A 10,833-nucleotide genomic window follows, 5' to 3' on the forward strand; every position below is an offset into this window, starting at 1 on the left:
GTCGGCGCAGATGCTGGCGGCTCTGGCCCGGGCGCTGCGCCTGGACGCCGACGAACGCGACCACCTGTTCCTGCTCGCCGGGCGTGCGGTGCCGGCGACCCACGGCAAGGCCGCGCACGTGCCGCCGGCGATGCTGACCCTGCTGGACCAGCTCGGCAGCACGCCCGCCCGGATCATGACCGACCTGCACGAGACGGTGGTGCAGAACAGGCCGGCCGAGGCGCTGCTGGGCCCGCCGGTGCGCGACTACCTGTACCGCTGGTTCGCCTCGCCGGCCACCAGGTCGATCTATCCCGAAGCGGACCACCCGCATCACTCGAAGGTGCTGGTCAGCGACCTGCGCGCGGCGGTCGGCCGGCGCGGGACCGACCCGGAGGCCCGGGACCTGGTCACCCGCCTGCACCGGACCGGCCCGGAGTTCGTCGCGCTCTGGGAGACAGGCGATGTCGCGGTACGGCGTGGCGACCGCAAACGCATCAACCACGCGGAACTGGGTGTGCTGGACATCAACTGCCAGAACCTGTTCAGCGAGGACGGGCGGCAGCGGCTCCAGTTCTTCACGGCCCCGCCGGGCAGCCCGGCCGTGGACCAGTTGCGGCTGCTCGCTGTGATCGGCACGCAGACCTTGAGCCCGCCGGGTTTCGACCAAGCAATCAGCTGGCAGGGTGAGGGTGGCCGTTCATGAGCCGCCAGGCGATTGGCCACCCTCGCCCGGTCTCGGCGGGAGCGACGTCCAGTGCCATGCAACCAGGCACGACCTGACCTTGATCTTGATCTGCCCTTATCGAGCAAGCTCCGTAACCCGCGACTCGCGGACGACTGTCACCCTGATCTGGCCGGGGTAGGTGAGCTCTTCCTCGATCTGCTTGGCGACGTCGCGGGCCAGGACCGCCGCGCCGATGTCGTCCACGTCCTCGGGCCGGACCATGACGCGGATCTCGCGGCCCGCCTGCATGGCGAAGACCTTGTCGACGCCGACCTTGCCGGCCGCGATCTCCTCGATCCGCTCCAGCCGCTTCACGTAGGCCTCGAGGCTCTCCCGGCGCGCGCCCGGCCGGCCTCCGGAGCAGGCGTCCGCGGCCTGGGTCAGCACCGCCTCGATGGTCTGCGGCTGGACCTCGTTGTGGTGCGCCTCGATGGCGTGCACGACGTCCTCGGACTCGCCGTACTTGCGGGCCAGGTCCGCGCCGATCAGCGCGTGGCTGCCCTCCACCTCGTGGGTCAGCGCCTTGCCGATGTCGTGCAGGAACGCCGACCGCTTGATCGTCGGGACGTCGAGGCCCAGCTCAGCGGCCATGATGCCGGCGATGTGCGCGGTCTCGACCAGGTGCTTGAGCACGTTCTGGCCGTAGCTGGTGCGGTAGCGCAACCGGCCCAGCAGCGTCGCCAGCTCGGGGTGCAGGTCGGTGATGCCGACGTCGACCAGGGCTTCCTCGGCCGCACGCTCGCAGAGCCGGTCGACCTCGTTCTTGGCGCTGTCGAAGACCTCCTCGATGCGGTGCGGGTGGATCCGCCCGTCGAGCACCAGCTTCTCCAGCGTGAGCCGGCCCACCTCGCGACGCACCGGGTCGAAGCAGGAGAGCAGCACCGCCTCCGGGGTGTCGTCGATGATCAGGTTGACGCCCGTCGTCGACTCGAAGGCCCGGATGTTGCGGCCCTCCCGGCCGATGATCCGGCCCTTCATCTCGTCGCTGGGCAGGTGCAGGACGCTGACCACGCTCTCCGCGGTCTGCTCGCTGGCGATCCGCTGGATGGCGTCGACCACGATGTGCCGGGCCCGGGTGTCGGCGGTGTGCTTGGCCTCACTCTCGATGTCCCGGATCAGGATCGCGGCCTCGCGCTTGGCCTGGCTCTCGAGCGTGTCGATCAACTCGGCGCGGGCGGCGTCGGCGGTCAGGCCCGCGACCCGCTCGAGCTCCTTGCGGCGGCTCTCCTCGGCGATGGTCAGCTCGGCCTCGCGGGCGGACAGCGCGGCCTCGCGGGCGGACAGGTCGGCGTCCATCGCGGCAAGCCGGCGCTCCCGCTCGACCAGGCGTTCCACCTCGTCGGCGTGCAGCCGCTCGCGCTCGTCGATCCGGGCCGCGCGCCGCTCGACCTCGGCGGCGTGCTCCTTGGCGGTCGCGTTGAGCAGGGCGACCTCGCGTTCGCCGCTGCGCCGGGCCGCCGTGCGGACCTGCTCCGCGTCGGACTCGGCCTGGCGGTGCGCGTGCTCGAGGATCGTGTCGGCTTCCTCGTGGGCGGCCTCGAGGACCCGGCGGGCCTCGGCCCGCGCGGAGGTGGCTTCGGCTTTGGCGGCGGCGGCTTCCGCCCGTACGGACGCAGCCTTGGCGTTCGCGTCGTCGACCTTGGCTTTGGCGGCGTCGAGGGTCTGCTCGCGGCTCTCCCGGTCGGCGGTCTTGCTCTCCTGCAGCTGACGCAGCGCCCGGGCGCCCAGGACCAGGCCGACCACCACGAAGGCGGCGAGAACGACGATCGCCACTACGAGTACCCACTCCAGGGCGGTCATCTCGCCGAGTCTCCCTTCGCCGCGCCGCATCACTGCGTCGGCTGCCTGAGGGAATGCCCGACCAAGGCGACTGACCGCAGGCGTGGCCAGCCGACGGCGCCACGCGTTGGCGTCGAGGACCGACCGCGGGTATGACTGGCCCCCGCCCGCGCGGTCTGCGGGCGGCGGAGGCATCGACGGCGCCCTGCGCCTCAAGTGATGCCGTAATGTAATGCGATCTATGTTGTGCGCTTAGCCTGCGATGGTCGAGCAAACCTGTGTAACGCGAGGCTAGGTCGCGAGTGCCGCTTCGGTCAAGGACTCATGATTCGGCAGCGGATGGGACGTACGGCACAGACCCGCTCACGCCCTGCTCAAGTACGTTGGGGGGCAATTCAGGCGTAGCGGGCCCAGACGTCGCGCATCGGCTCCCACTTCTCGCCGGTCCCTTCCTTCCAGTAAGCAAGCAGGTAGGCGGCCACCGGGGTGGCGGAGTCGTCCCACCAGATGCCGGCGACGGTCTTGCCCGAGGCCTGGTACGCGTACTCCACGTAGTTGCCGTTGCTCCGGCCGGACGGAGTGGCCCGCTCCACCGCGGCGCCGGCGGCACCGGGCGTGAGGGTCCGCGCGTCGACGTTCTGCCCCAGGGTCTTGACCCGGGCCTTGTCCCGGTCGGCGATGGTGGCGTACTCCACGAAGATCACACTCATGGCGTCCATCTCGCAGCGGACCCGGGCCTTCTCCCCCTTGTTGAGCACGGGACCGTCCTTCTCCCCGTTGCGCTGGCAGCCGGAGAGGTGAGGAAGCCAGCCCTGAGCGACGGGGGCGAGCGGGCCGGCGAACTTCGGCTGGTTGATCGTCACCTGGTTCTGCTCGTACGGGGGCAGGGCTGCCACGGGTCCGGTCGGCGCCGGCGCGGATCGGGTGGGAGCCGGGGTGGCGGGGTCGGCGGTGGACCGGCCGAGGAACCAGCCGCCGGTGCCGAAGATCACCAGGCCGGTCAGGAGGCCGGCCAGGGCCGGGAGGAGAAGGCGGCTCTTGGGCTGCTTGGGGGTTGGTTCGATGCGGGGGCCGGGGTTGTAGGAGGGGGCTACCGAGAAGCCGTACGGGTCCGGGGTGGGGCCGGAGGTTGGGTCGGTGGCGGACCAGCTTGGGGGGCTGGAGGTTGGGCCTGGGCCTCCGGGGATTCGGCCTGCTCCTCCGGAGGTCGGTGTCAGGCCGTAGGTCGGGGTTGGTCCTGCGCCTGACGTTGGGGTGGCGCCGTAGGTGTGGCTTGGGGCTGCGCCTGAGGTGGGGGCGCTGCCATAGGCGGGGTCGGTGGCTGAGATCGGGCCTGCTCCTGAGATCGGCGCGGCGCCATAGGCGGGGCCGGCGCCCGAGGTTGGGGTGGCTCCCGCGATCGGCGCGGCGCCATAGGCCGGATCGCCACCCGAGGTTGGGCTGGCTCCTGAAATCGGCGCGGTGCCGTAGGTCTGGTCTTGGCCCGACGTTGGGCCGGCCCCTGAGGTCGGCATCGCGCTGTAGATCTGGCCCGGGGCCGCGCCCGAGGTGGGCGCGGCGCCGTATGGCTGGTCTTCGCCCGGGGCGCTCGGCGTCGCGGCGAAGGGGGACGTTCCCGCTTCGAAGGCCGGGTTGGCCCTCGGGTCTCCGTGGCCGGGATCCACTCCGAAACCCTGCTGGCCGTAGGCACCGCTCACCTGCTCGGCGCCGCCGTGAAATGGACCATAGGCTCCCGCGCCGCCGCTCTGAATGGGCGATGCGCCGCTTGTGACCCCATTTGCAGGCGCGGGTATCGCGGCTCCGCCGGAGGCGCTCGGCGCGACCGGGTGAGTGATCGGAGGCTGGTCCCCGGCGGGGTGGGCGCTTTGCGGATAGGTCGGCGGCGTGGCGGGCTGGTGAGCCTGCGCCGGACTGTGCTGGTGCACCGGGCCGACGGGCTGAGCAGGGATTTCTGCACCGGCGGGCGACCCTGGAACGAATGGCTGCGCGGAGTCGGCGGGGCCGGAGTGCTGGACGACCTGAGCCGTCGCGTCAGCGTCCTCGCGAAGCGGGCCGCCACCGCGCCGAGCAGGGTGGGAGTCGTCTGTCACGACGCAGCAGATTACCAGTCCGCGGCTGTCGCCGACGCCCCGGAAGATCCATCTACGACGATGGACCCGCAGCCTGGCGGGGCTGCGGGTCCATTGTCGTGCATCTGCCCGGGACCGTGGGGGTCCGGCGATCAGCGCGACACCTTCACGAAGCTGCAGCGAGTGCCGGGCCGTCAATCGCTGGTCCGGCCCAGGCCTCGCCGATCAGCGCGACACCTTCACAAAGCTTTAGCGAATGCCGGGCCCTCAATGGCTGGTCCGGCCCAGGCCTCGCCGATCAGCGCGACACGTTGACGAAGGTGCCGCGAGTGCCCGGCCAGTGCCGGATCGCCGGCCTTTCGATCAGCAACACATTGACGAAGGGCCGCGAGTGCCCGGCCGGTCAGGACCGGGCACTCGGATGCCGGCTGGGATCAGGCGTCCGCGCCTTCGGGGCGCCGGCGCCGCGTCACGAGGACGAGGCCGACGCCACCGGCGGCGATCGCGGCGCCGAGGCCCGCGATGCCGATGACGTTGATGCCGGTCACCGGGAGGCCACCGCCGCCGGAGTTGGAGCCGCCTCCGCCGCCCGCGGTGTTGGAGTCGCCGTTGTTGCCACCGTTGCCGGAGCCGCCGTTGCCGGAGCCGCCGTCGGACTCGTCGTCGTCGGAGCCCGAGCCGCCACCAGTGCCGGAGTCGGGCGGAGTGGTCGGGTCGGTGGGACCGGAGCCGCCGCCACCGGGCTGCTCGCCACCGGGATCTTCACCGCCCGGGTCCTCGCCACCCGGATCTTCGCCACCCGGATCTTCGCCACCCGGGTCCTCGCCACCCGGGTCCTCGCCACCCGGATCTTCACCGCCCGGGTCCTCGCCACCCGGATCTTCGCCACCCGGGTCCTCACCACCCGGATCTTCGCCACCCGGGTCCTCGCCACCGGGCTCGCCACCCGGCTCCTCGCCGCCACCGCCGCCGCCCGGCGGGTCCTCTTCCGCCTTGGTGGCCTTGTCATCGTCCCCCGCGGCGGCCGGCTCGGTGAGCACGACGACGCCCCGCATGGAGTCCGTGATGGTCGAGGCGTTGGCAGCGTTGGCGCCCGCGAGGGCAGCCACACCAACGGCGCCGATGATGACACCCAGTCGAGCCGCAGCACGCACGCCGCGATGGCGTGCGAGTCGATTCGTCTTCATTTTCCTCCCCGTACTGTGGAGGACCACCATCCGCAATGGACACTGGTCCCCGTAGTCCGGGCTGTAACTTACCGGCGATCATGGCCCGACTTCTATCCACGGTTGACAATATGGCAGAAGTCGGACACCTCGCCGATCGGGCATTCCCTTGAGCGCCGTGCGGACTGCCCAATCCGCCGGCCACCATGCGCATCGAGCAAGCGCCACCAATGTGATCGGTCACCATACGAGTGCCCACTTGACCGGCACGGGGCCATGACACGTCGACGCTGGTCACGTGCTTGACCAGCCGAAATCCTGGCGCGTTCGACTCGGCTCACATCGCCATCGAAGCCTGATAGGCGCGGCAATCCGGCGACTGTGACGAAGCATCGAGTCAATGGCGCACGGTAACTGCGCGATTACTTTCGTGGCGGTCGGGCCGGCCCGACCGCTATTGCTTGCGTTTAGCGCGACGCTTCGCTCACGGTCGAGAAGTCCCGGGTGGTCTCATCGCGATAACAATTGAGCGGGCTTTTGGTAAGGAGGCGTTCGGACTCAGGACAGAGTGTCGGTGGCTTCGTCAGCGAGTGCGTCCGCGTCGATCTGGTCGGCGAATTCAGCGGCTTCCTCGTCACGCGCGGCGAGTGCTTCCTTGACCGCCTGGATGGCCACGCCGGCCGGATACCCTTTGCGGGCCAGCATGCCCACGAGCCGGCGGAACACCTGATCAGGCGTACCCCTCGCCGAACGCAGCTTGCGGTCGACCAGGGCGCGCGCTGTGGTCGCCTCGGCCTCGTCGTCCAGCGTTTCCAGGGCTTCGGTGGCCACTTCGGACTCGACGCCGTGCTGGCGCAGCTCGTTGGCCAGCGCCCGGCGGGCCAGTCCGCGGCCCTGGTGCCGGGTCGACACCCACATCCGCGCGAACGCGGCGTCGTCGATGATCCCGACCTCGTCGTAGCGGTCGAGGACCTCGGCGATCACCTCCTCGGAGATCTCCTTGCGGGCCAGCGTCTTCGCCAGCTCGGCCCGCGTGCGCGGCCGCACGGCGAGCTGCCGGAGACAGATGTCGCGGGCCACCTCGGACTCGCTCCGCGGAGGCTCAGGAGGACGCTCGGAACCGTCCTTCCCGGCACGGCCACCGCCACCACTTCCGGAACGCCCGCCGCCGGCTCCGGAGCGATTACCGCTGCCGAACGCACGGCTCCCGGATGAGCCGAAGGCGCCGGACGAAGAACCACCCGATGAGCCGCGGCGGCGCCGGCTCCCGGAGGAGCCGCGTTCCGGGTCCTCAGAACCGAGCTCACCGCCGGGCGAATCGTCCTGCGCAGGCCTCGGCGGAATCGCGTCCCAACCGCGCCCGGACCTTGCACCACGTCGACCGGCCATGCCTCAGCTCCGCTCCGCCACAAAACCTGGTATCCGGCTCGCGCGTAGATGACGACACGCGGCCGGAATTCGCCCTGCCATCGGACGCAGCAGCCGTGAGGACATCGTCGTCACGGACATTGACCCGCGGCTCGCTGGGCATCGGCCGACGCACCCGCGCCAGGTCCGCTCGCAACAAGCCCGCTGACCGCACCCGGCATCAAGTCTGCCGGCATCAGAAGCCGGGCACCGGCGGCGAGACCTGCGGTCGTCTCAGCCTCGGCGGCCTGCCGACCGGCTACACCCGCGCCTGATCCACTCGCGTCAAGCTGTCCGCCCACAGCCGGCCTGCCAACCCCGCAGGCATCCGGCCGGCCGGTCGCGCCGGCGATCGGCCTGAGGGGTGAACCCGGCCCTTGCGGGCCGGGTTCGGCGAACCGTGGCGGCGGCGTTCGCATCGGTCAGAAGTCGACCGGGGGCAGCTCCGGGCCGCCGGCGGCGTCGCCGGTGGTCTGGCCCACGCCGAGCTTCTCCAGGATCTTCTTCTCGATCTCGGCCGCGACGTCCGGGTTCTCCTTCAGGAACTCGCGCGCCTTTTCCTTGCCCTGGCCCAGCTGGTCACCGTCGTACGTGTACCAGGCGCCGGACTTGCGCACGATGCTCTGCTCGACGCCGACGTCGATCAGCGAGCCCTCGCGGGAGATGCCCTTGCCGTACATGATGTCGAACTCGGCCTGCTTGAACGGCGCGGCGACCTTGTTCTTCACGACCTTGACGCGGGTGCGGTTGCCCACCACGTCTGTGCCGTCCTTGAGGCTCTCGATGCGGCGCACGTCGAGGCGCACCGACGAGTAGAACTTCAGGGCCCGGCCACCGGTCGTGGTCTCGGGCGAGCCGAACATGACGCCGATCTTCTCGCGGAGCTGGTTGATGAAGATCGCGGTCGTGCCGGAGTTGTTGAGGATACCGGTGATCTTGCGGAGCGCCTGGCTCATCAGGCGGGCCTGCAGACCCACGTGGCTGTCGCCCATCTCGCCCTCGATCTCGGCGCGCGGCACGAGTGCGGCCACCGAGTCGATGACGATGATGTCGAGCGCGCCGGAGCGGATCAGCATGTCCGCGATCTCGAGCGCCTGCTCACCGGTGTCGGGCTGGGACACCAGCAGCGCGTCGGTGTCGACGCCGAGGTTGCGGGCGTACTCCGGGTCGAGCGCGTGCTCCGCGTCGATGAATGCCGCGATGCCGCCGTTGCGCTGGGCGTTGGCCACCGCGTGCAGGGCCACCGTCGTCTTACCGCTGGACTCCGGTCCGTAGACCTCGATGACCCGGCCGCGCGGCAGGCCGCCGACGCCGAGCGCGATGTCGAGGGCGATGGAGCCGGTGGGGATGACGGCCATCTGGATGACGGGTCGTTCCCCGAGGCGCATCACCGAACCCTTGCCGAACTGCTTGTCGATCTGCGCGAGAGCAAGGTCTAGCGCCTTGTCCCGATCAGGTCCTGCCACCATGTCCGCCACCCCTGTATTCGACTTTCCGGGCGTCTTCGCCGAAGAGCTTCTGTTCACCACGCGAGTCACGCTAGACCTAGGGTCTGACAAAAACCGGTGCCCGGCCGTGCCCTGTGGATGACCGCGCCGCTGAGGACAATAGCCGAACAGGTGTACGACTACGAGCGACACGCCAGAACAAGCGTACGAAAAAAGGGGTCAGCGCAGCCTGGCAGGCACCCGATCGGGGTACGCGGAAACCACCGCACGCCAGATAGTAGCCGTCTCCACACCCTGAGCTATGGATTCGTTAATGGTGCGCCCGTCGAGCGCCGCAAAACTCTGATCCGCGGCGAGACTCCGCGCATAAGCGGGGCCGAAGGCCTGTTCGAGGCGCCCCCAGAAGTCTGTCAACCGCACGGGAAAAGCCTACCCGCGGCGTCTTGGCGACCCTGCTCGACGGCACGCTGAGACACACATCACTATGTGCTGGTGACTGTGGACGTTCTCGACCGGCCGAGCTGGGCCGCACTCACCGGCCCGCACGCGCGCTACGCCGGCATTGTCGGCCGGGCCGCTCGCTACCACCCCGACGTGGCGCCGTTCTTCGCTCTCGAGGACCCCGCCGATCCTCGCTGCTGGAACGACCTGGCAGTGCTGGCCGGCCCCGGCACCGAGCTGTCGATCACGGCGAGTCCGCCACGCGACCTGGGCTGGGAGGTCCGGGGCACCAGCGCCACGCGGCAACTGGTGGATGCAACCGTGCGGGCCGTACCGGATCCGGAGGCCGTCGTACTGACCGCGACCGACGTCCCCGAGATGATCGATCTTGTGCGCCGGACCGGACCGGGCCCGTTCCGGCCACGCACGATCGAGCTGGGCACCTACCTCGGCATCCGACACGGGGGCGCGCTGGTGGCGATGGCCGGCGAGCGGATCCGGCCGCCGGGCTGGAGTGAGATCAGCGCGGTCTGCACCGATCCCGGCTATCGCGGTCGCGGCCTCGCGGCCCGACTGGTGCTCGCCGTCGCAGCCGAGATCTATGAGCGCGGCGACCGACCGTTCCTGCACACCATGGCGGCCAACACTGCCGCGAACCACTTGTTCACGGCGATCGGCTTCGTGCGGCGCAAGGAGAACGTGAACGTGTCGTTGCGCGTACCGGTCAGCCCAGGACTGTCGCCGCGACCTTGAGGTCGTCGACCAGGCCGTTGTAGGCGGCGTCCCGGTCGTCGGCCCGCAGCACCGCGGAAGGGTGGATCGTGGCCAGGGCACGCGACTCGGCGACCGGGAAGTCCTGCGGGCGCTGCGCCGACGCCGGCCAGGGCAGCAACTCGCCGCGTGACTTGGTGACCCGGAACGACGGTCCGAACAGGGCCTTGGCCGCGGTGGCCCCGAGCGCCACCACCAGATCCGGCTTCAGCTGCGAGAACTCGGCGACCAGCCACGGGCGGCAGGCCGTGATGTGCGCCGGGCCCGGAGTCTGGTGGATGCGCCGCTTGCCCCGCAGCTCGAACCGGAAGTGCTTCACGGTGTTGGTCAGGTAGATGATCGACGGGTCGATGCCCGCGTCGCCCACCGCGTCGCGGAGCAGCCGGCCGGCCGGACCCACGAAGGGCAGGCCCTGCTGGTCCTCGATGTCGCCGGGCTGCTCCCCCACCAGGACCAGCCGCGCATGTTCGGCGCCGCGGCCGAAGACCACCTGGGTGGCGTTCTCGTAGAGTTCGCATCCGCGGCAGCCGGGCGCCGCCGCTTTGAGCTCGTCGAGGCTCTTCGCGTCGGCGGGGATGAATTCCTGCGCACCGGGCGGGGCTTGCGTCGTAGCCATGCACACGTTCTACCCCGTCGCGTCCGGTCCACGCGCGCAGGCTCACCTGATCGGGCATGATCCGACACGCCGACACGACATGTGGTGTTGTACATCGGCTGTCGCACCTAGATATGGTGTTGCCCGCAGCTGGTTCGCCCGTCCCTCCAGGACGGCGCGAGGCAAGAGGGAACCCGGTGAGAAACCGGGACTGCCCCCGCAGCGGTGAGCGGGAACGACCGCCGTCATCAAGCACTGGGCCCGGGCCCGGGAAGCGACGGCCATTAGGCGACCGGCAACGGTCAGGCCCGCGAGTCCGAAGACCTGCCAGCGCGGGGCCCGCGGGTGGCGGGGGGGGGGGGCGGGCCCCGGGGGGGGGCCACGCCCAATGCGGTTGAATCGCCCCCATCCCGCGCACCCCGGCGCGCCGACCGCCCCCCGACCCATAACC

9 protein-coding genes and 1 riboswitch are annotated in these 10,833 nt (G+C 70.5%); of the genes, 2 read left to right on the forward strand and 7 right to left on the reverse strand.

Annotation, left to right across the window (positions count from 1 at the left end; translation table 11 throughout):
- A partial coding sequence (locus AB0C29_RS02550; protein WP_360814235.1) for a transcriptional regulator occupies nucleotides 1-685 on the forward strand: 685 nt, incomplete at its 5' end.
- A 96-nt stretch (nucleotides 686-781) separates the two neighbouring features.
- Here the strand turns inward: AB0C29_RS02550 and rny are convergent.
- The 6 genes from rny to AB0C29_RS02580 all read right to left on the reverse strand — a co-directional run bounded on the left by rny (nucleotide 782) and on the right by AB0C29_RS02580 (nucleotide 8,995).
- On the reverse strand, nucleotides 782-2,506 hold the full coding sequence (gene rny / locus AB0C29_RS02555; RefSeq protein ID WP_360814237.1) for a ribonuclease Y: 1,725 nt from the start codon (nucleotides 2,504-2,506) through the stop codon (nucleotides 782-784).
- 374 nt (nucleotides 2,507-2,880) lie between these two features.
- Nucleotides 2,881-3,477, reverse strand: a complete 597-nt coding sequence (locus AB0C29_RS02560; protein ID WP_360814239.1) for a hypothetical protein — start codon at nucleotides 3,475-3,477, stop codon at nucleotides 2,881-2,883.
- 1,511 nt (nucleotides 3,478-4,988) lie between these two features.
- Nucleotides 4,989-5,663, reverse strand: coding sequence for a hypothetical protein (locus AB0C29_RS02565; protein ID WP_360814241.1), 675 nt, complete (start codon nucleotides 5,661-5,663; stop codon nucleotides 4,989-4,991).
- 615 nt (nucleotides 5,664-6,278) lie between these two features.
- A complete protein-coding gene (locus AB0C29_RS02570) occupies nucleotides 6,279-7,109 on the reverse strand; it encodes a regulatory protein RecX (protein ID WP_360814243.1) in 831 nt (276 codons plus the stop codon).
- A 440-nt stretch (nucleotides 7,110-7,549) separates the two neighbouring features.
- On the reverse strand, nucleotides 7,550-8,596 hold the full coding sequence (recA, locus tag AB0C29_RS02575; RefSeq protein WP_203775131.1) for a recombinase RecA: 1,047 nt from the start codon (nucleotides 8,594-8,596) through the stop codon (nucleotides 7,550-7,552).
- 198 nt (nucleotides 8,597-8,794) lie between these two features.
- A complete protein-coding gene (locus AB0C29_RS02580; RefSeq protein ID WP_360814246.1) occupies nucleotides 8,795-8,995 on the reverse strand; it encodes a DUF3046 domain-containing protein in 201 nt (66 codons plus the stop codon).
- A 72-nt stretch (nucleotides 8,996-9,067) separates the two neighbouring features.
- On the opposite strand from AB0C29_RS02580, the gene AB0C29_RS02585 reads away from it, so the two are divergent.
- Nucleotides 9,068-9,769, forward strand: coding sequence for a GNAT family N-acetyltransferase (locus tag AB0C29_RS02585; RefSeq protein ID WP_360814248.1), 702 nt, complete (start codon nucleotides 9,068-9,070; stop codon nucleotides 9,767-9,769).
- Here AB0C29_RS02585 and AB0C29_RS02590 read toward each other — a convergent pair.
- Nucleotides 9,741-10,403, reverse strand: a complete 663-nt coding sequence (locus AB0C29_RS02590; protein WP_360814250.1) for a UdgX family uracil-DNA binding protein — start codon at nucleotides 10,401-10,403, stop codon at nucleotides 9,741-9,743. The two genes, AB0C29_RS02585 and AB0C29_RS02590, sit on opposite strands and share 29 nt — an antisense overlap.
- Nucleotides 10,404-10,516: 113 nt before the next feature.
- A riboswitch (cobalamin riboswitch) is annotated at nucleotides 10,517-10,729 on the forward strand.
- Nucleotides 10,730-10,833 lie beyond the last annotated feature (104 nt).

Source organism: Actinoplanes sp. NPDC048791, assembly GCF_040650095.1.
Lineage (GTDB): Bacteria > Actinomycetota > Actinomycetes > Mycobacteriales > Micromonosporaceae > Actinoplanes.

What these genes read in the sequence shown, in the direction of transcription:
- rny (WP_360814237.1), bottom strand. Translation starts at nt 2,506, where the DNA reads ATGACCGCCCTGGAGTGGGTACTCGTAGTGGCGATCGTCGTTCTCGCC.
- AB0C29_RS02570 (WP_360814243.1), bottom strand. Translation starts at nt 7,109, where the DNA reads ATGGCCGGTCGACGTGGTGCAAGGTCCGGGCGCGGTTGGGACGCGATT.
- recA (WP_203775131.1), bottom strand. Translation starts at nt 8,596, where the DNA reads ATGGTGGCAGGACCTGATCGGGACAAGGCGCTAGACCTTGCTCTCGCG.
- AB0C29_RS02590 (WP_360814250.1), bottom strand. Translation starts at nt 10,403, where the DNA reads ATGGCTACGACGCAAGCCCCGCCCGGTGCGCAGGAATTCATCCCCGCC.